17 protein-coding genes are annotated in these 20,970 nt (G+C 53.4%); 12 read left to right on the top strand and 5 right to left on the bottom strand.

The window, feature by feature from the left end; genetic code table 11:
- Positions 1 to 9 precede the first annotated feature (9 nt).
- The 5 genes from CEE36_01815 to CEE36_01835 all read left to right on the top strand — a co-directional run bounded on the left by CEE36_01815 (position 10) and on the right by CEE36_01835 (position 9,641).
- On the top strand, positions 10 to 1,824 hold the full coding sequence (locus CEE36_01815; GenBank protein TKJ44048.1) for a methylaspartate mutase: 1,815 nt from the start codon (positions 10 to 12) through the stop codon (positions 1,822 to 1,824).
- Positions 1,791 to 4,097, top strand: coding sequence for a hypothetical protein (locus CEE36_01820; GenBank protein TKJ43878.1), 2,307 nt, complete (start codon positions 1,791 to 1,793; stop codon positions 4,095 to 4,097). Before CEE36_01815 ends, CEE36_01820 begins: the two co-directional genes overlap by 34 nt.
- 126 nt (positions 4,098 to 4,223) lie before the next feature.
- Positions 4,224 to 7,763 (top strand): hypothetical protein, encoded by a 3,540-nt coding sequence (locus CEE36_01825; protein TKJ43879.1) that lies wholly within the window; start codon positions 4,224 to 4,226, stop codon positions 7,761 to 7,763.
- 147 nt (positions 7,764 to 7,910) lie between these two features.
- The gene (locus tag CEE36_01830) at positions 7,911 to 8,651 is read left to right on the top strand and encodes a hypothetical protein (protein ID TKJ43880.1); all 741 of its coding nucleotides are present in this window, start codon (positions 7,911 to 7,913) and stop codon (positions 8,649 to 8,651) included.
- A gap of 69 nt (positions 8,652 to 8,720) precedes the next feature.
- On the top strand, positions 8,721 to 9,641 hold the full coding sequence (locus tag CEE36_01835; GenBank protein ID TKJ43881.1) for a GTP-binding protein HSR1: 921 nt from the start codon (positions 8,721 to 8,723) through the stop codon (positions 9,639 to 9,641).
- Positions 9,642 to 9,777: 136 nt separating this feature from the next.
- On the opposite strand, the gene CEE36_01840 is transcribed toward CEE36_01835, so the two are convergent.
- Together CEE36_01840 and CEE36_01845 are read right to left on the bottom strand one after the other, a co-directional pair.
- Positions 9,778 to 10,581 carry a 5'/3'-nucleotidase SurE gene (locus tag CEE36_01840; protein ID TKJ43882.1) on the bottom strand — a complete coding sequence of 268 codons (804 nt, stop codon included), beginning with the start codon at positions 10,579 to 10,581 and terminating at the stop codon, positions 9,778 to 9,780.
- A gap of 171 nt (positions 10,582 to 10,752) precedes the next feature.
- Positions 10,753 to 11,040 (bottom strand): hypothetical protein, encoded by a 288-nt coding sequence (locus CEE36_01845; GenBank protein ID TKJ43883.1) that lies wholly within the window; start codon positions 11,038 to 11,040, stop codon positions 10,753 to 10,755.
- Positions 11,041 to 11,161: 121 nt separating this feature from the next.
- Between CEE36_01845 and CEE36_01850 the strand changes: the two genes are divergently transcribed.
- The 7 genes from CEE36_01850 to efp are packed head-to-tail and all read left to right on the top strand — an operon-like array spanning position 11,162 to position 17,397.
- Positions 11,162 to 11,470, top strand: a complete 309-nt coding sequence (locus CEE36_01850; GenBank protein TKJ43884.1) for a nucleotide pyrophosphohydrolase — start codon at positions 11,162 to 11,164, stop codon at positions 11,468 to 11,470.
- A gap of 9 nt (positions 11,471 to 11,479) precedes the next feature.
- Positions 11,480 to 12,787, top strand: a complete 1,308-nt coding sequence (locus CEE36_01855; GenBank protein TKJ43885.1) for a hypothetical protein — start codon at positions 11,480 to 11,482, stop codon at positions 12,785 to 12,787.
- Positions 12,788 to 12,796: 9 nt separating this feature from the next.
- Positions 12,797 to 13,459 (top strand): hypothetical protein, encoded by a 663-nt coding sequence (locus CEE36_01860; protein TKJ43886.1) that lies wholly within the window; start codon positions 12,797 to 12,799, stop codon positions 13,457 to 13,459.
- Positions 13,456 to 14,700: a hypothetical protein gene (locus CEE36_01865; GenBank protein TKJ43887.1), complete on the top strand. Its 1,245-nt coding sequence runs from the start codon at positions 13,456 to 13,458 to the stop codon at positions 14,698 to 14,700. The genes CEE36_01860 and CEE36_01865 overlap by 4 nt, the downstream gene beginning before the upstream one ends.
- On the top strand, positions 14,697 to 15,407 hold the full coding sequence (locus CEE36_01870) for a hypothetical protein (protein TKJ43888.1): 711 nt from the start codon (positions 14,697 to 14,699) through the stop codon (positions 15,405 to 15,407). Before CEE36_01865 ends, CEE36_01870 begins: the two co-directional genes overlap by 4 nt.
- A gap of 59 nt (positions 15,408 to 15,466) precedes the next feature.
- The gene (locus CEE36_01875; GenBank protein TKJ43889.1) at positions 15,467 to 16,843 is read left to right on the top strand and encodes a phosphomannomutase; all 1,377 of its coding nucleotides are present in this window, start codon (positions 15,467 to 15,469) and stop codon (positions 16,841 to 16,843) included.
- Positions 16,840 to 17,397: an elongation factor P gene (efp, locus tag CEE36_01880; GenBank protein TKJ43890.1), complete on the top strand. Its 558-nt coding sequence runs from the start codon at positions 16,840 to 16,842 to the stop codon at positions 17,395 to 17,397. Before CEE36_01875 ends, efp begins: the two co-directional genes overlap by 4 nt.
- Before the next feature lie 98 nt (positions 17,398 to 17,495).
- Here efp and CEE36_01885 read toward each other — a convergent pair whose 3' ends face one another.
- Genes CEE36_01885 through CEE36_01895 form a run of 3 tightly spaced genes read right to left on the bottom strand, consistent with a single transcriptional unit; the run spans position 17,496 to position 20,946 of the window.
- Entirely contained in the window at positions 17,496 to 19,040 is a 1,545-nt protein-coding gene (locus CEE36_01885) for a hypothetical protein (protein ID TKJ43891.1), read from the bottom strand.
- Positions 19,037 to 20,029, bottom strand: a complete 993-nt coding sequence (gene tsaD, locus CEE36_01890; protein ID TKJ43892.1) for a tRNA (adenosine(37)-N6)-threonylcarbamoyltransferase complex transferase subunit TsaD — start codon at positions 20,027 to 20,029, stop codon at positions 19,037 to 19,039. Before tsaD ends, CEE36_01885 begins: the two co-directional genes overlap by 4 nt.
- Complete coding sequence (locus tag CEE36_01895) at positions 20,026 to 20,946, bottom strand: hypothetical protein (protein ID TKJ43893.1); 921 nt, start codon at positions 20,944 to 20,946, stop codon at positions 20,026 to 20,028. The genes tsaD and CEE36_01895 overlap by 4 nt, the downstream gene beginning before the upstream one ends.
- Positions 20,947 to 20,970 lie beyond the last annotated feature (24 nt).

Consider the following 20,970-nt stretch of genomic DNA (forward strand, 5'->3'; position numbering starts at 1 on the left):
TTTAAAGAAATAGAAACAATCCTGGCTACGGATTGTGGGTCTACCACCACCAAGGCTATTTTAATCAAGAAGCAAGGTGATGAATACCGGCTGGTGGTGCGGGGTGAGGCACCCACGACGGTAGAAGCTCCTTTTGAGGACGTAACCCGTGGGGCCTTAAACTCCATAAGGGAGGTGGAGGAGCTCACCGGGGAAAAGATACTCGACGGTGAAAGGATAATCAAGCCGGCCCGGTCGAAGAAGGAAGGGGTGGACGTTTATATCTCTACGTCATCGGCGGGCGGAGGCCTGCAGATGATGGTCGCAGGGGTTGTTCTGACCATGACCGGTGAGAGTGCGGCACGTGCTGCACTTGGAGCCGGCGCAATCGTGATGGACGTTATCGCCTCCAACGACGGCAGGCTGCCCCACCAGAAGATCGAACGCATCAGGCACCTTCGGCCTGACATGATACTCCTCTCAGGCGGCGTGGACGGCGGAACCATCTCACATGTGGCCGAGTTAGCAGAGTTGATCCGTGCAGCCGATCCGAGACCGCGTTTCGGCACCACCTACAGCCTGCCAGTGATATATGCGGGCAACAAGGACGCCCGTAAGATAATCCTCGATACACTTAAGGAAGCCACTGAGCTTGTGGTTGTCGAAAACCTACGACCCGTACTTGAACGTGAAAACCTGGGGCCGGCCCGCGACAAGATCCATGATCTCTTCATGGAACACGTGATGGCTCACGCACCCGGCTATAAGAAACTCATGGCCTGGACAGACGTACCCATCATGCCGACACCTGGTGCAGTGGGACTTCTTATCGAAAGAATAGGCAAGCGGCAGGGAATCGACGTGCTGGGCGTTGACATAGGGGGAGCGACAACGGACATATTCAGCGTATTTCAGGATAAGTCTACAGAGGTAGAAAACCCTGAGCGAGTCTTCAACCGCACGGTAAGCGCCAACCTTGGGATGAGCTACTCGATCTCCAACGTGCTGCTGGAGGCGGGGAACGAGAACATCCTGCGATGGATCCCTTTCGAGGTTGACGTTACTGAGCTTAGAAACCGCATCCGCAACAAGATGATCCGTCCAACCACCATCCCGGCGACACTCGAGGATTTAAAGATGGAACACGCGGTGGCCAGGGAAGCCTTAAGGCTGGCACTCAAACAGCATAGGAGCATGGCTGTAGGACTTAAGGGCATTCAGCAGGAACGCTCAATCGCCGACGCCTTCTCCCAGAAAATCTCAGGCGAGACGTTGGTCGACATGATGTCGCTTTCTCAGATTGTTGGATCAGGCGGCGCACTTTCTCACTCCCCGCGTCGAGCTCAGGCCGCGATACTGATGCTCGATGCCTTCCAGCCCGAAGGAATAACCCGCATGGCTGTGGACTCCATCTTTATGATGCCCCATCTCGGAGTCCTCACCGAGGTCAACGAAAAAGCGGCACAAGAGGTGTTTGAAAAAGACTGCCTTATCCCTCTGGGAACAGCCATCGCCCCTGCAGGAGAAGGCAAGAAAGGCGCTGCTTGCTTGAAGGTCATCTTCAAACCCCAAAAGGGGAAGCTTCAGGAACTAACCCTCAGGTATGGGGATCTTGTAAAGCTACCGGTGGGCGTGGACGAGAAAGCAAAAGTAGAACTCTATCCCGAACGCGGCTTCGACGTAGGAGAAGGCTCGGGCAAGAGCCTTGAGGCTCTGGTCACCGGCGGCCAGGTTGGAGTCATCATTGACTGCCGCGGCAGACCTCTCCGGCTGCCGGAGGATAAGAATGAACGCATAAATGCGCTTCGGCGATGGACCGAAGCTATGGAAATGTATCCTGCATGAACGTAATCATCCTTCTTCTTCTAACGCAGATAGGCAGACCGTTCCTAGCACGAACGGCGATTGAACCTTACGAGAACGCACATCTGGTGATGCTTCTTTCAGAAACCATAGATACCCGCACCACCCCCACCATAGCTGAGGGCTCCGGTAGTCGGTTCATCGTCAAGTTTGACAGCCCTCCTACCAACGCTGAGCGATCTCTTCTAAAAACAGCCGGATTCACCATCGAAGGCTACATTCCCCACTACGCGTATCTTGTAAGCGGGGAAACTCAAGCTGTCCAGGAGCTGTTGGACGCACAAACCATCTCCTGGGCTTCAACCTACGAGCCGAGATGGAAGCTGGCTCCAGGGCTTGCGTCAGGTGAAGATCACACCGATACCCTTCACGTTTTGTTGTTTGCCGACGCTGACCTTGCGGCCACTGTCCCTCTGGTGGAGGATTTAAGCGGGGTGGTTCACTCTGCCCACGACGGCGTCAACAAAACCCTTATGATCTCGGTAGATAAGGATCGCCTCCTGGAGATCGCGGCTCTTGACGCGGTACGCTGGATCGAGCCCTTCTACGCACCCCGCTTCCACAACAACCAGGCCCAGTGGGTTCTTCAGAGCTGGCAGGCGGAGATCCGCAGCCTTTGGGACAGGGGTCTGGACGGTGAAGGCGTGGTGCTAAGCACCGGTGATTCCGGTATAAACACCGGGCACGTGGCGTACCGTGACTCTACCATTGAGATTACCGACTGGGGGAATTTCCCCACCCACCGCAAGATCATCGCCTATCAGCCATCGGCCCCTGGGGCAACATTCGGTGATACACCCGCTACAGAATACCACGGGACCCATACCGGGTGCACGGTGTGCGGAGACGACTCCTACTGGGGCAAAGAGGCTCCTTACGACGGTATGGCTCCCAAAGCCAAACTCTACTTTGTAGATGTGGGAGGCCCATCGGGAGCACCAGCTTACCCCTCGGACTATAACGACATGTACGAACTGCCCTGGAGCGGCAACGAGGGAGGCAAAGCCAAACTCATGTCCAACAGCTGGGGCTCGGGCGGCGCTTTCAACACATACGACATCTCCTGCCGACAGACCGACGAGTTCGTGTGGGATCATCCCGATTTTCTTATCCTCTATTCTGCCGGCAACGTAGGCGCCTTAGGGGTAAGCCCCCCATCTACAGCGAAGAACGTTCTCTCAATCGGCGCAACCTTTAACGGCGCCTCTGCCAATACACCCTTTCTTATATCAAGCATGGGGCCTACCGACGACGGCCGCATCAAGCCTAACCTCACCGCCCCTGGAATTCTTATATCAGCTGACGGGGCCTCACAGGAAAACTATAAAGACGGAGCGGGTACAAGTATGTCCTCACCCGCGGTAGCCGGTACATGTGGCTTAATCGTCCAATATCTAAGGGAAGGCTGGTATCCTTCGGGTGCCCCATCTTCCGCCGACGGCATCGAACCATCCTCCGCCCTGCTCAGGGCGATGCTTGTGAGCTCAACCATTGCTGACTTCCCCGGCAATCCCATCCCTGATCCTACAGTGGGCTGGGGACGGGTCTGCCTGGACTCGGTTCTCTACTTTGCAGGGGAAGAAAACCGGCTCTATCTGGATGATGGAACCCTGGGGATAGAGACCGGCGATGAGGCTATCTACAACGTGGACGTTGAAGGCAAAGACTGGCCCTTGAGGGTGACGTTGGTTTGGACCGATCCGCCCGCTGATCTGGCGGCGGCGAAGAAGATCGTTAATGATCTTGATCTTGAAGCAATGTCCCCTTCCGGCGGTATATACAGGGGCAACGTCTTTGCAAATAACTTCTCACAGACAGGTGGTTCTGCGGATGCGACAAACCTCGAGGAGTGCCTTCGCATCAAAAACCCCGAAGAAGGAACCTGGACCGTGCGCGTGATAGGGACGAACGTCCCCGAAGGGGCTCAACCCTTTGCCCTGGTCATCACCGGCGATATGGCCAAAACAGGAATAGATGAGGGAGAAGATATCCAAACGTCTCTTGACCTTAATGTAGCCCCCTTCACAGATCAGCTGATTATTCGACTCTATACACCCCAGGCGGGAGCACTCACTTTAGAGATGTTCGACCAGACAGGACGCAAAGTCAGGACTTTGATAGATGAACGCGTGCATCCTGAGGGAGAGGCAACTTACTCATTTAGCCTGCGGGGTTCCTTGCCCAGCGGCGTCTACTTCCTGCGGTTGAAAACCGCTGGAAAACAAGTTACCACCAAGGCCCTGCACCTTAAATAAGAAGGGGGGTAACGAATGCTGGATTGCAGATTCATCAATTCAGCTGAGGAGGATGAAAGGTTTACTTGCATCCAAAAGAAGGACAGTGAGAAATATTAGAAGTAACCCTAGCCTAGGAGGCAACTTATGAGAAAAGCCTTTGCTTTACTCTTCTTACCGTTTCTGCTCCTGGCCGCGACAGGACCTTTGATAGACGGTCAGGTGCTACCGACGGCAACCCATCTTTACAGGGATCCTACGGTGATCCATCTCCCCTGCGGGATCGATCTTGATACCCGCGATGCGGAACCGACACTTCCTGCAAACCTCATGCTTTCAGCCGAGCAGGAAGGAATCGGCACCTACCTTGTTCAGTTTGACGGCCCTATCTACTCGCACGAACGCCGTGCCCTTGAACAGGCAGGGGTAATCATCGAGGGCTACCTGCCTAACTACACCTATATTGTTCGGATGGATCAGGCTACACGCGCCAAGGTAGAGATCCTACCAGGAGTGGGCTGGGTAGGTAACTACGAACCCGGTTACAAACTGTGCCCTGAGATTGACCTTGAAGGCGGCATCCCAGAGAAATTGGTGGTAACTCTTTATGCAGGCATCGATGGCGAAGTCATCCGCGATGCTGTTGAGGCCATCGGAGGAGAGATGCTTGAGTGGCAAGCCACCGACTTCCAGACATTCGTCCACATAATGCTTGCCCCCCAGAGGCTCCCCGTGCTTGTCCGCGAGCCGCAGATCAAGTGGATAGAACCTTTCTGTCAACTCTATCTCTACAACGGACAAGCCCAGTGGGTTATCCAAACCTGGGAAGAAGACAACCGCCGCATCTGGGATGAAGGAATAACCGGAGAAGGCCAGATCCTCGCCACCCTTGATACTGGGATTAAAACGACCCACAACTTCTTCCGCGACCCCTCTGTTGCTATCACCGACTTCGGGAATTACCCCACCCACCGCAAGATCATCGGATACCAGAAAACCGTGTTTGTCCCCGAGATAACATTTGGCGACGAGATCGGACACGGCACCCACACCGCCGGATCGGTCCTGGGCAACGATCAGCCGGTAGGAGGCTCAAGCGTTAATATCGGCATGGCTCCGGACGCCAGGATCTTCTTCCTCGATGGAGGCGGTGGAGGTGTAGGAATCATCACCTCGATAAGCCTTGAGTACAGCCTCAGTATTGCCTACAACGGCAACAGCGCAGGCGGTGCACGAATCATCTCAAACTCATGGGGGAGCCCAACCCGTGCCTACAACCAAAGATGCGTGGAGTCCGACCAGACCATGTGGAACCGCCCCGACTACCTGGTCATGTACTCCGGCGGTAACACCGATCAAAGTCAGTATACAGGCTCCCCGGCAAACGCCAAGAACGTCATAGCCGTAGGAGGATGCCTGAACGGCACCGCAGCTAACTTCCACTGGAGTGGAAGTGCGCAAGGACCTACTAACGACGGCCGCATCAGTCCTGACATAGTGGCACCAGGTAAAGATGTAACCTCCTCACATAACAGCGGCGATGCCGCCGAAGTTACATGGTCGGGAACCAGCATGGCCGCTCCAACAGCGGCAGGCAACGCTGGCCTTATCCGCCAGTACTTCACCGACGGCTGGTATCCCTCAGGTAGTCCCAGCTCTCAATCTGGATTTAACCCCTCGGCCGCTCTTCTCAAGGCAATGATGATCAACTCGGTAGAAACCGACTTCCCTTCAATCGAGGACAGGGTCCCTTCCAATAGGGTCGGCTGGGGAAGACCGAAACTGGACAACGTGCTTTACTTCCCCGGTGATTCTCGCAAACTTGCCATCGTGGACTTCGATGAAGGACTGGCGACAGGTTACCAGTTCCTTGGCAAAGTGGATGTATCCGGCAGCAGCGAACCTATTCGAATCACCCTGAACTGGACAGACTATCCGGGCCAGCTGTATGCCTTTCCAGCCCTGGTGAACGATCTTAATTTGGAAGTTATATCTCCGTCGGGCAAGGTCTATCGCGGCAATAACTTCAGTAATAACGTTTCTGTGGAAGGCGGCGATTTTGACACCAAAAACCCGGTCGAGAACGTCTTCGTTGATTCCTCTGAAACCGGGGAGTGGGAGATTCGCGTCCATGCAAACAACGTACCTGCAGGTCCTCAGCCGTTTGCCCTTGTCGTAACCGGCGAACTTGGCAACCTCATCACGTCAGCCTCAATCGAAGATGTGATGGTGGACGACGACGGCCAGTCCAACCCTGACGGCAACATGGATCCGGGCGAAAACGTAACCCTCTATGTCAAGCTTATAAACGCAGGCAGCGAAAGCCTTCACAACGTGACGGCAACGCTTTCGAGCGCATCCTCCGACGTCACCATCACCGACAACAGCACAAGCTACGGAACCATCAACGCCGGTTCTTCCGCTGAGGGCGATGGTTTCGGCGTGAGCGTTTCCTCATCCGCTGTCGTCGAGACATGGGTCGAGTTCGAGCTCAGCCTCTCCTCCACAGAACTCTCAGGCGATCTGGGAGGCTTCGAACTGATGATTGGTACGCCGACTTACGATTGGGTCAGCCATGATGTTGGTAATGTCAAACTCACCGTGACAAAACAGGGCGCGATCGGATACCTGGGTGATGAACCTAACGATATAGGCGACGGCTTTCGCTTCCCGAAAGACGCCTTCACCAGCTGGCTCTATCATGCAAGCTTTACAGCCGGTAACTCCGCCGACTATCTGAACGACCGGATGTTTAACGGAGCGGACTGGGAAGTAAACACTAATCCAGACGGTATGGTAATCATCGGCCGTCGCGAGTACTCCGACCAGGACAGCCGCGCGATCTACACCGATGCCGGCCACCCCAGTGCCAAGGGACTTAGAATCTGGCAGTACGGATACGCATGGAAAGGAACGGACTTCGTAATACTCAAGTTCGTCCTTGAAAACACAGGAGGCTACGATTTGAACGACATGTACGCGGGAATCGTGGCGGACTATGATATGGGATCAAACTCTGCAGACGACCTGGCCGGGACAGATCAGAGCCGTAATCTGGCTTACATGAAGGAATCCACCACTGACAATCCGCATGTCGGCATACAGCTGATGTATGGGAATAAATCCAACGTAAGCGTGATCTCCAATCCTGATTATGTCTGGGACACCTGGGACGACGATATCTGCTTCAGGTTCCTCAACGGTGACCTGCACTTCGAGTCCTCCTCAAATGATACCGACTGGTCGATTGTTGTTTCCGTCGGTCCTATCAACCTTGCACCCGGTGCAACCGATACAGTGGGATTTGCAATGATTGCCGGTGAAAGCCTTGCCGACCTACAGTGGAATACCTCAGACGCAATAGATAGATGGGAATCCCTGGCTATTGAAGAAGAACACCCCACTACACCTGTTACTCTGGATATGCACCTTTCTCCCAGTCTCTTTACCGGAGAAGGATCCATCCGATTCAGCCTGCCTGCCACTAGCAATGCCCGTCTTGACGTATTCGATCTTGCCGGTCGTAAGGTGATCACGCTGGTGGACGGCAATCTCACCGCTGGCCAGCACGAGATATACTGGAACGGGAGCGACCAGAAGGGTGCCACGCTATCCAACGGCGTCTACTTCATCTCGCTTACCACCGACGATGCAAAGATTGTCCAAAAAGCAGTCATCGTGAAGTAGCTATCGAGATAAAAGAGACTTCAACCCTGGAGGGGGCCTCGGCCCCCTCCTTCTTTCATATCCTTAAGAAGAGAAAGAGGTAGATCTTAACTTGACCGAGATTAGTGTTACGGGTTGACAATCCTTCATGCGAGCCTAGACTGAATCATGTCCGCCTCAAGATGGCAAACACGCAAGTATCTGCTCCTGGATACGAGCGTAATCGTAGACTACTATCTGCCTGAAACATCCACCTCTACAAGTACCCCGAAAAGGATAGCGAACATAATTGACTCGATCAGGAGCAAGATAGCCAACATACGGATATTTGTGCCTAACTTCTGTATCGTTGAAACCTATTCCGTATTTGCAAAGTGGCGTTTTGGCGAAAGAATCCTGCCCCATGGTAAGCCCATCTCAAAGAAGAGATACGATGAAGTCAGAAGAATGTTCCGCGAGGATACCCACAACGGAAAGATTATCGAACAGTATGAGTTGTCTCGATATCACGTTATAGCCGCGGATTTAATATCGGTTGTGGATTACCACTACCAGTATTTCCGTCGAACGAAGGGCTCTTCTAAGAAATCGAAGTTTACATCCATTAATGTCGCCGATACCTTAATAGGCGCTATGGGCATATGGCTTGTAAAGCAACACGGGCAAGGGAATGTTGCAGTAGTTACTGCAGATCAAAGAATAGACGCTATCATCGGAAAAGCCCAAAGGGTATCGGCAACTGCCCTGAAAAAGCTCCGGCTACGCGAGCTTGCCGCTTCCATAGATCTGGAATACACTCCGGAGATATTCCCCAAGGTTTTTTACCTCGAGGAAGCTTCAGACAACGAGTTAAGGGAGTTCTTCGGCAAGTGGCCTCTGCCTGTAAGACAAACCGAACTCCCAGTCTAACCGCCAAAACAGTTGACGACCTGTGCTCTGCAAATATACTAACGCAATGAGTAGAGGCAGAGGAGATATATGCCGGCAAATCTAACCCCGCAGTATAAGGAGGCAGAGCAGCGCTACAAGGAGGCCATCACCAACGAGGAGAAGCACGTCGCGTTGAAGGAGATGATCGCACTTCTGCCAAAGCATAAGGGAACCGAGAAGATCTACGCCGACCTGAAGAAGCGACTATCTCAACTTGAAAAGGAGATGAAACGCAAGCCCAAGACTCCTACCTCAAGGCGAGAGCGGATGTTCAACATACCCAAGCAGGGCGCGGGTCAGATAGGCCTTCTTGGAGCGGCTAACGTGGGTAAATCCTCTCTCTTCTACGCGCTCACCGGTGCGGAATCGGTCATCGCCTCCTGGCCATACTCCACCCCCCATCCGGTGGTGGGCATGATTGCCTTCGAGAACATCCAGTTCCAGCTCGTGGACATGCCACCCATGATCGCAGAGCACACCGAACCATGGCAGTGGGGGATACTCCGCAACGCGGACATAGTGCTGGTGCTCTTCTCTGTAGTCGACGATCCGGAAAAACAGATCGCAGAACTTAAACAGGAGATCGAAAGATACCATCTGCGCAGGGTGATCTGGGTGTCCACCAAGATCGATGCGCTTCCTGACGGGCAGATGCTTCACTACCCGGTGGATGCCCTTTATACCGCTGCGGAGCAGCTTATGGGCATTGAGGAACTTACCCGCGAGATCTTCGATCGGTTGGAGATTGTCCGCGTCTACACCAAGCACCCGGGCGGTGAGCCGGATATGAACGATCCAGTTATCCTCAAGAAGGGTGCGGTTCTTTTAGACGCGGCAGCGCACCTACACAAGGACTTTGCAGAAAAACTCACCTATGCGCGGCTGTGGAATGCAGAAAACGAAGGCATCCGCGTGGCCCGCGACCACGTGTTGGCCGACGGCGACATCGTCGAGTTCCACATTCGCTAATCCGTAACACACCTCAGATGCCAAAAGAGCGAAAGCAACCAACTTGCCAGGCTCACAGCTGACGACTAAGGGCTGTCAGCCGTCAGCTAAACACCAAGACAAACGTAAACCCCTAATCGGTTCGGGATGCCCTCGATTACCTAGGATTTAACCTCTTGAAGGAATCAAGCGTCTGCAGATCTTCCAAAATGTCGTTCATCATGTCATGACCTGTGAGGTCCAGATGCATGGGTGTCACCGAGATATAACCCGCCTCAAACGCCTCAGTATCCGAGCCCTCTACCGAGATGCTTGATAGCTCGCCCGAAAGGATAAGGTGCCACTCGCCGTTTTCATCCTGGGTGCGGCGCACCACATCCTTGTAAACTCGCTTGCCAAGACGGGTAACGCGCACACCCCTCGGCTCACCGGGCGGAACGTTGATGTTCACAAACGTGGGTCGGGCGCAGTCAAGAACCATCTGACAAAACTCGCGCATGAACTCAAGGGAGGAGGCAGTGAGTTTTTCAACCTCCCGGTCTGTCGATATCGCTACCGCAGGATAGCGAAGAAGCCTTCCCTCCATGGCGGCGGCAACCGTGCCTGAGTAGAGCACGTCGTCGGCAAGGTTGTATCCCATGTTGATGCCCGAGACCACAAGATCTATCCGCTTCTGCATGAGCGAGTGGTGGGCCAGAAGCACACAGTCGGTTGGCGTGCCTGCGATGGAGACGTGATGCGGGTCGCGCTCTATGATGCGCACCGGTTTGCCGATAGTCAGGCTGTGGCTTGATCCTGACTGCTCCTGGGACGGAGCGATCACGAAAAGCTCACCCAACCCCTCCAGGGTTCTCTCAAGCAGCTTGATGCCTTGCGCGTCTATGCCGTCGTCGTTGGTAATAAGGATGCGTTTCTGCGACATGCTTGATTTTAGCGACAATCGAGGCAACGTCAACGTCATATTCTATCCACAGATTACGCAGATGTTGCAGATTTAGATTTTTGAATCCGTGTAATCTGCGAAATCTGTGGATAGACAATTCTGGTTTGAGGATTAAGTAGGGACCAACCTCAGCGTGCCACAGTTGGGTATAAGGTCGGCCCTTACTTACCTCCACCCCACGCGGATACTTCACCCGACTGGGGCGCAGCGGCGGTTGATGTCGTCCGTGCCTGTCCAGCTAATAGTATGTACTCCAGGCGCAACCTCACCGTCTACAAGCTTGGAGACCAAACGCCCGCTCACGTCGTAAACATCAAGGTTGACGCGAGAAAGATAAGGAATCGAGTAGGTAATAAGCGCCTCCTTGCCGACCGTCACGGCATCAAACGCAAAGACAAGTGAGTCATACTTAGCCACGCTGAATTCGCCCGACTGGCACACAACCGCGTTGCCCAGGGTATTGCGCGCCATCAACATACCCTTTCTTTCAAGCTGACTTAGGATTCCAGCTGCAACCCGGTTCAGCTAAAATCCGTCTAAAACTCATGAAGGATCGTAGGTATTGACAACGCGCCCCTGAACCGTATCATAAGCGCCGATGGAAGATAAGCTTGGAGTCCGTGAGTTTCAAGATTTGATAAAGGAAGAGTTCTTCCACAAGGACTCTCGCCGGGGGCTGCCGCGAACCTTTATCTGGTTCACTGAGGAGGTAGGTGAGCTGGCAAGGGCAATCAGGTACGCAGACAGAAAGGCTGTAAAGGAGGAGTTTGCCGACGTCCTCGCCTGGCTGTGCACCCTGGCAAATCTTGCCGGGATAGACCTTGAGGAAGAAGCTAGAGAAAGATACGGAAAAGGCTGCCCGCGGTGCGGGTCAAAGCCATGCAAATGTAAAGAAGCCTTCAAATAGGAGGGGCATTTGATCTTACTTATGCTCATTCCCCTTCTCCTTTCGCAGACGGAGGATATAGAGGAGCCTGCCCAAGACACCCTGATACCCTCTATCCAACCTCCCACAGGAGTCGTGGCAATTGACGTTCCCAACGACGAAGGTCATCAGATCGTAGTGCGCTGGGAGCTCTCTCCGGATGATGCCAAGCTCGCCTCCTACGTTGTCTACCGTGCTGAGGAAGGAGGAGAGTTCAGTCAGGTGGCGGTTCTGGCACCTGGTACTGACAGCATGGTCAACAACAACGATATACTGGACAGAGTAGTTGACTTCTACTCCGCCGAACTGAGATCGCTCAAACGAGACCTACGTAAGGCGCAAAGGAAAGCGGATACGGATGCAGTCCGAGAGCTTGAGGCATCCATTAAAGGGATAGAGTCTGAACTCGAAGCCACCCGAAAACAACTGCTGCGGAACATGGTTCCCTATATCTACAAGGTTGCCGCATCATATAAGGGTTACGAGTTCATCTCCGAGGTTTCAGAACCGGCACAGGCCAGAGGACAATGGTTCCACCTGGGCCGTATAAACGTTCTGGTTGCTATGATCTTCTTCTTCTTCCTGGTCACGTTCTTCATCTCACAGGCCAAGAGAGGCAAAAATCTCTTCCTGCGCAAGATCGCCGGTCTGGAGGCCATTGACGAGGCGGTCGGCCGTGCTACAGAGATGGGACGACCTATACTGTTCGTCCCCGGACTCTCATACATAGGTGACATCGCCACCATCGCTGCGCTTAACATCCTTCAAGGAATAGCCAAGAAAGCGGCCCAGTATGATACCCCGATCATCGTGCCAAACCGCGACCCTATCGTCTACACCGTTGCGCGTGAGATTGTCAAGGAGGCTTACTCCGACGCCGGACGCCCTGACGCCTTCAACCCGGACAGTGTATTCTTCATAACCCAGAGCCAGTTCGCTTACGTGGCCGCAGTCAACGGTATCATGCTCCGCGAGAAACCTGCCGCCAACTTCTTCCTCGGCATGTTCTGGGCTGAGTCGCTGCTTCTTGCAGAAACAGGTAACATCTCTGGCGCTATTCAGATCGCGGGCACCGACGCCTCTGCACAGCTGCCATTCTTCATCACCGCATGCGACTACACCATCATCGGAGAGGAGCTCTACGCGGCCTCGGCATACCTTTCCAGGGAACCCAACCTTGTGGGGACAATCAAGGCTCAGGACTGGGGCAAAGCCACCATCGCTGGATTGCTTATAGTGCTCACTGTGCTTGCTATGTTTGGGATCGAGTTCGCTGTGAAACTCCTCACCACGGTCTAAGGAGGCAGCATGAAACGCAGAATACCACTTACTATAACCCTGGTGCTTGGTATCGTGATGATGATCCAGTTCTTCATCCCTCACCAGTTCTCCCAGGATTTCAAGAACACCGCATTGGAGTGGCTGAGGGTCATCGGCGGCTTCGCATTCATCATTGGACTCGCAAGCTTCGTCAGCCATCACGCGACCAAGATCAAGCATAAGAAGGAAGGCTGGGTTTACAGCCCCATAGCACTTGGTGCCCTCGTGGTTATGGCTGTGGTTGGATTAATCGGACGTTCTCCAAACATGAACTGGCTTCCCATCACCGTCCAGGGGCAGCAGGTCTCGATCTTCACCTATCTTTTTTCCAACTTCTTCACCCACATGATGATCCCTCTCGGCGCCACCATGTTCTCTGTGCTTGCGTTCTACATCGCCTCTGCAGCCTACCGTTCGTTCCGTGCAAAGTCGCTCGTTTCCATCCTTCTTCTGGTCGCCGCCTTCGTGATAATGCTCGCGATTATCTTCTATAACGTGCTTCCCCTTGGCGACTTAGGAGAGTGGTTGCTATCAGTACCTAACATGGCAGCTAAACGCGGGATCCTACTCGGTGCAAGCCTGGGTGCAATCGCTACATCATTAAAGATCATCCTCGGGATTGAACGCGGCTACCTTGGAGGTACGAGATGAAGTTCTGGGAACGTCTAGGCAAGATCGACCGCCGCATTATTTACATAGTTCTGGCCGTTGTAGTAATCATTCCCCTTATCCTTACGGTTAAGCTTCCGGGGAAGGTCCGTGCAATGCCTCGCACCAAGGATGTCTTTGATCACATCGAGAACATAGACCCAAACGGTAAACGCAGGGCTATCCTGATATCGGTTGATTTCGACCCTCAGACCGAACCCGAGCTTAAGCCCCAGCTTGAAGCGGTTGTCCGACACGGATTCGCTCGGAATATCCCGCTGCTGGTTATGGCCCTTCCCATCCAGGGAACCGATATTGGCATCGAGGTTTTCACAAGACTCGCCGAGGAGCATAACAAGGAATACGGTATAGACTACGTTATCCTGGGCTGGAAACCCAGTCCGGTGGCGGTAATCCTTGGTATGGGTAACTTTATCGAACAGGTATTCCCTACCGACTACTTCGGCACCCAGCTGGCTGAACTGCCTGTGATGGAAGGCATACGGAACTACGACGATGTAGGATTGGTTATTGATTTCACCGGATCAAGCTTATACGTTTACTGGGTCTACTACGCTCATACCCCTTACGATGTCCCGGTGGCTACAGGCGTAACCTCGGTCTCGGTAGCAGATATCTATCCCTTCCTTGGTTCCAGACAGTTCATCGGGATGCTTGCCGGGATGAAAGCAGGTGCCGAATACGAACGCCTGGCGAAGGATCGTTACTACCCCAACGTGGTGGTCAAATACCTTGGAAAGGACTCCTACAATGTAACCATAGAAAAGCAGAGCTACGACGCTGATTCAAACGACATAGCCAGTCTTGCTAGTCGGTTCGATCTCAATCTGGATGAGTTGTATAACACTTTGGATTCTCAGGGCAAGTTCGAAAAAACCCTTGTCTTGCTGGAGTTCCCTGATACCACCACCTACTCCCGTGACTTGATCGTGAGGCTGAAGGGAAAGCGAGCCTACACAATAACCTCAGAGGGTCAAAAGCTTACCGTGGATAAGGATAAGATGCTGGCGATTGCCAATCTTTACGACGTATCCGAGTTAGAAGTAAACAAGTTACTCAAGAGAGAAGACAATCCACAAGACCCTAAGATGACCGATGTAAAACGCAGCATCTTCCTGCGAGGCACACAGGCTCTACCCGCTCTCTCGGCCTCACTTCTCGTAATCATCCTGTTTGTGATCCTCGGCAACATAAGCTACTTTGCAACCAGGAGAAAGTCATGAAGAAATGGGTACCTACAGTAATTTTCCTGGCAGTCGCGGTGGTACTGATCGTTCTGGCTATCGTATTTCTTCCCGTCTCAAAAAGCGTCTGGGTCTGGATAGCAGCGCTTCTCACACTTGCCATCTTCAGCATACTCTACCGTGACAACCCGATCTACAGGATAGCAGAACACATATTTGTAGGACTCTCACTCGGCTACAGTTTAGCCATAATCTGGTGGCTGGCCCTGTGGCAGATCGCGCTGCGCCCCCTGTTCGTGGAAGGACGATTCATCCTCATAATCCCCATCGCCATAGGACTGTTGTACTTCACACGACTCATACCCAAGGTCTCCTGGCTGGTGCGAATCCCCATCTCAATCGCTCTGGGTCTAGGATCGGGTATTGCAATCCCACTCATCTTCCAGGCCACCATCTTCGAGCAGACCAAGGCCTCGCTGGTGCTTCCTGAGATGTTCGCCCCAGGAAATCCCTGGCCAGGCATCTGGGCGATTATACTGATTATAGGAATAGTCACCACCCTCGCATACTTCTTCTTCTCACGAAAAGAAAAGAGTGTCCTCTCCCCTGTCTCCAAGGTCGGTATCATCTTCATCATGCTTGGGTTCGGAGCCACGTTTGGTCTTACGGTCATGTCGCGTGTCTCCCTACTTATCGGACGCCTTCAGTTCCTTCTAAGGGAGTGGCTGGGTATAATCACACAATAAGGAAGCAAGTTGGTATAGATCAACATAAGCGAAACCCGCAAGGTAACAAGGAGATGTAGATGGGGGATGTAAATCCTTTAATCTTCCGTGCCTATGACATCCGCGGTGTTGCTGATCGGGATTTCACCCCACAGGTGGTAGGAGCACTCGGACGCGCACTCGCATCACGGGCGAAAGAACGCGGGGTTATGCGGATCGCTGTGGGACGTGACATCCGGTTGAGCTCGCCGAGGCTGTTTGACAATCTCTCAGAAGGAATCAATAGAGCAGGCGTTAACGTAGTGGATCTGGGCGTTATACCCACCCCTTTGCTCTACTTCGCCCTGCACCATTTTGATTTGGATACCGGGGCGATGATCACCGGCAGCCACAACCCCGCCGATCAGAACGGGTTCAAGATCTGCGAGGCAAAACAAAGCCTGTACGGTGAAGCAATACAGGAGCTAAAAAAACGCATCGAGGATGAACGCTTCGCCGAAGGACAAGGAAGTATAGAAAAACTTGACCCGATCCCGGCCTACCTTGAGTTCATGCATAAGGCCTTCGAGTTCAAGGAGCCGAGGCGGATAATTATTGACCCAGGCAACGGCACCACCGGCGTGCTGCTTGAGCGGCTTTTTGCAGGGTTTCCCGAACTTGATGTATCCTACATAAATCTTGAACCGGATGGGCGCTTTCCTGTTCATCTTGCCGATCCCACTGTTCCAGAGTATATGGAAGAGCTTGGCAGGCTAGTGCGGGAGCACGGAGCCGATCTGGGTCTGGGCTTCGACGGTGACGGCGACCGGATCGGTGCGATGGACGAGAAAGGCCGGCTGATCTTCGGTGACAGGCTTCTGGCTATCCTGGCCTCGGAGGTGCTTGAGCGTCAACCCGGTGCTAAGATAATCTTCGACGTGAAGTGCTCCCAGGGCATAGTGGAGTATATCAGGGAGCGAGGCGGCAACCCTATTATGTATAAGACAGGCCACTCACTTATCAAGGCAAAGCTTCGTGATGAGAAGGCTCCGTTGGCGGGCGAGATGTCCGGACATCTTTTCTTCGCAGATCGCTTCTTCGGTTACGACGACGCCCTGTATGGGGCACTCAGGGTTCTTCAGCTCCTTGAGCTTCGCAAAAGACCACTTTCAGAACTTGTTGCCGAAGTCCCCTCCTACATCAACACCCCGGAGATCCACGTTCCCTGTCCTGACGAGCGCAAGTTCGAGGTCATCAAGGCGCTACAGGACGAGTTCTCACGTGAGTACGAAACCATAACCATAGACGGAGCCCGTGTCCTCTTTGAAGAGGGCTGGGGACTTGTTCGAGCCTCAAACACCCAGCCGGTGCTTGTCCTGCGCTTTGAGGCAAAAACCACCGATGAGCTCAAGCGTATACGTGAAATTTTTTCCCGCAAGCTTAGAGAACAAAACGTAGAACCCGGGGAGGTTCTTTGATTCCGACAACCCGGGTTAAAACCGGTAACTGCATCGTTGTGGACGGCGATCCGCACGTGGTCCTTGATCGCCGACACATCACTCTCGCTCGCAAATCAGGCAAGATACAGCTCAAACTGCGCAACCTACGCACAGGACTCTCCACCGAACGACGGTTCGCCTCGGATGAGAAAGTGGAGATAGCCACCATTGAGGAGACCCGGATGCAGTACCTCTACGAGGACGGCGAACTATACTACTTCATGAACACGGAAAACTACGAGCAGATTGCCATCAACGCGGAGTTAATCGGCGATAACCGCCACTACCTTACCGAAGGTCTTGTAATCTCGGTTTCCTTCTTTGAAGGCAAAGCGATAGGCGTGAGGTCCCCCAAAGCGGTTGTGCTGGAGGTTGTAGAAACCGAGCCCGCTCTGAAGCACGCCACAGCCCAGGCACAACTCAAACCGGCGGTAACCAACACAGGTCTTAAGGTAAACGTGCCGCCATTCATCGAGCCAGGCGACAAGATAAAGGTCAACACGGAAACCGGCGAGTATCTGGAAAGGGCGTGAATATAAAGTCATAACTGGATGCAAAAGGATGCGGAGGGGGGATGTTTATCTTTACAAACAGGAGCGTAGCTGAGGTTGTCCTGCTCAACCAGAAGATCTCAGTTTATCGGCACAAGACGTAACACCCTGATCGTCCCATCGGCCTTGACGGTGTATTCCATATCGAAACGTCCGTTAGGCTGAGGAAGAGGACGTAGGGCAAACGGGAGATAAATGGGGATCCCATCGGCGCGGTATCCCTCTCCGGCTTCTTCGATATGGACCCCTCGCGCCAACAGTCTGGGGGAGCAATTCCCCTCACCGAACGGAGCGAGAAGGGCCCAATCCTTAAGGTCTTTCTCAATCCCCAGCTCGAACACGATCTCCTCTTTATCCTGTGATTGGGGCAGTTGTATGGGATTTGCTTCGAGGGCCCTGAGAAACTCCTCCAAGTTCTCGGGTCTGAGGGTGAAGCCGCAGGCCTTACGATGACCACCAAAGGTCAAGAAGATGCTTTCAAACTGCGAGAGATACCACAGAAGATCGGTTTGCTCGAGACCTCGGCACTCCGCGTGCCACAGGTTTCCTTTTGGAACGAGAACAATCGCCGGTCGGTTATAGCGTTCACGCAAAGCGTGAGTTGTAGTGCCCAGATAGGCCTCGCCGATCTCCTCGGAAACCGAGATGACCATCCCGCCTATATGAAGCGCTGAACGCTCCGCCTCCTCGATCATCCATTGCTTGCCGCGCTGCCACTTCATTGCACGTTCTTTAAGCTCGGCGTATCGGGCCCGAAGCCACCCCCGATCCCTGGAGAGCAAAATCCTCACCCCTTCCTCAGGATCGGCGGCGTAGAAGACCGAGATAGCCCTACTGTAAAGGTCGAACACGGTCAATCTCTCCGCCTCAAAACCCATCTCTTCAAGCCAGATCTCAAGTGAAGGCCACTCGCCAGCCCGAATGTGGTCCAGACCTACCCGAACGATCAGACGGTTTTCGTCAAGAAGGGGACAGCGATCGGAGATAGTTCCCAGGGCGGCAAACATCCAGTAATGAGGCCGCAGACGCGCAAGTTCCTCAACCGACATACCTACCATATATTGATATAACGCACAAACGAGCTTCAGCACGACACCCGCACCTGCAAGCTGAGGCCACGGATACCCGCTCTGCGGAAGCTTCGGGTTTATGAGTATCGTGTCCGGCGCTTTACCTATCAACTCGTGATGGTCGGTGATGATCAAACCAAGGCCCAGCTCACGAGCCAGTGCCGCCTCGGCAACGTTAGTAACCCCTATATCTACCGTAACTACAAGATCCACCCCAGATGCCTTGAGCTCCCGCAGTTCATCAGGGATCAGCCCGAACCACTCCACCTCTCGTGAAGGGATGCGTACCCCAACCTTCTCTGCCCCCAAATCTTCGAGCGCAAATTTGAACATCGCAGCAGAGGCGATCCCGTCAAGATCAGCGTGCCCCCATACAAATATCTTATGATGCTCCTTCACCGCCCCTCTCAACCCCTCTACCGTCTCCCGCATTCCCTTCATTGAAAACGGATCGTAGTGATCTGTAAGTCGCGGAAGGAGAAACAGACGTTGATCATCAGGGTCGGTAATCCCTTTAAGGGAAAGGTAATGCAGTAACTCGTTCGAGATCTTCATGAGCTAGATCTTTGAGTAAAAGTCGCGCGATCAAAGGCAGAAGCATCTAAGGTGCTCTCACCAAACGCCTCGTATCGCGCTCTGCCTGCCGCGGCGACCATCGCTGCGTTGTCGGTGCATAATTCTGGCAAAGGGAAGTAAAGCTTAAATCCTACCTCATCCCCGGCAGCCGAAAGCTTGGACCGCAATCTCTTATTAACAGCTACCCCTCCGCACAAACCCACCTGATAAACACCAGACTTCTTTACTGCACGCACAACTCGATCTACAAGATGATCGAAGGCCGCCTCCTCGAGTCCTTTGGCCATGTCAGCTGGCGAGGTGTCGGGGTGAGCCGCAAGGTAGTTTCGGGCCGCGGTCTTAAGCCCTGAGTAACTAAAATCGAGTCCTTTCGGATCGGGTCGAGGAAGAGGTATGGGGCTTCGGGATTTCTGGGCCAACCTCTCCACTCCCGGGCCTGCAGGATACCCCAGCCCCATGAGTTTACCTACCTTATCCAACGCCTCTCCGCATGCATCGTCCAGCGTAGCACCAACCTCGACGTAATCAAATGGGGCCTTCACTAGAAGCAACTCGGTATGTCCCCCTGAAACAAGAAGCACCAGGAATTCAGGCTCAAGTTGAGGATGAGCCAAAAGAACGCTGTAGATATGACCCTCAAGATGGTTTACGGCTACGAACGGCTTACCTGAGGCCTGTGCCAGACCCTTGGCAAAGGAGAGACCGCACAGAAGCGAGCCCTTAAGTCCAGGCCCTGCTGTCGCAGCCACCAGATCCACTTGATTAAGCAAGATGCCTGCCGTCTTTAAAGCGAAATTTACCAAAGGGTAAAGCAGTATTGTATGTGCACGGGAAGCGAACTCCGGAACCACCCCTCCGTATTCTGCATGTATTAGATGCGAGGAAACAAGATTTGCACGAATCCACTCATCCCCTACAACTGCGACGCTGGTATCGTCGCAGCTCGTATCTATCCCAAGGGTTATCATCTAATTAGCAAACGGAATACTGCAGGTTTGCTGTTCTCCACTTTGATACCCGGAGCCAGCGAAACATCTGCAGGCACCCTGTAGTCCCCGGGCGTCATGTAAGAAACCGAGATACTAACCTCGACCTCATCCTTGCTGAAGCCCCGCAGAAGGCTAACAGGTCCCCTTAGGGTCAGCTTCGCTTCCTTGTTCAATAGATAAGCCTGTCCCTGAAGAGGTACCCCCTTAAGGCTCACAGGCACATTCGTAAGCACCACGGTCGTCTCAGGCTCGACCTTTACTTTCACCAAGACAGATGATGGCTCGGTAACCAGCCCAGCGGTGTCCGGAACCTGAATCGCAAGCAAAGTGGAGAAACTTTCAGAAACTCCCTCCACGTTCAAAGGTTCTGAAAAAAGATGGCTAAAAGTCGAAACCACCTCCTTAGTTCCGTATAGATCAACCGTTTTATCATAATCTATATCCGAGATCGCGAATCCCTCTGCCGGGATACCATCCGAACGAACGATAACCGCTACCTTGCGTTTGGCCCGGCGCTCTATCACGAGCTCAATCTGGTATGGGTCAAGCGACCGCACCTGGATCTGTTCAGGCAGATTCACGTTTTCAGGGCCGATCCTCAATCGCTCTCTACCCTCCCTCATGGATACGAGGGGCAAAACAATCTTGGGGTTGAACCTACCCAGTCGGACGAGATATCTGCCCTTGCCCCGTATCTCCACGCTCACCGAATCCACGTTTTGCTCGACCACCACGTATTCGGTGGGAAGAAGGGACATGTCCAGACCGAGCTTCAACTCACGCGTATACTCCCGCTCAAGCCTGGCAAAAAGCCACAAAACAACGGCGGCAACAAGCGCTATCAGCTTAAGCCACCAGTCCTTGACTATCCAGCGAACCAAACGCGGTTTAGCCATCAAGGATTATAGAAGAGATAGTCC

It is taken from the genome of candidate division TA06 bacterium B3_TA06, from assembly GCA_005223075.1.
In the GTDB taxonomy this organism is placed as follows: Bacteria; Hydrothermota; Tepidihabitantia; order B3-TA06; family B3-TA06; genus B3-TA06.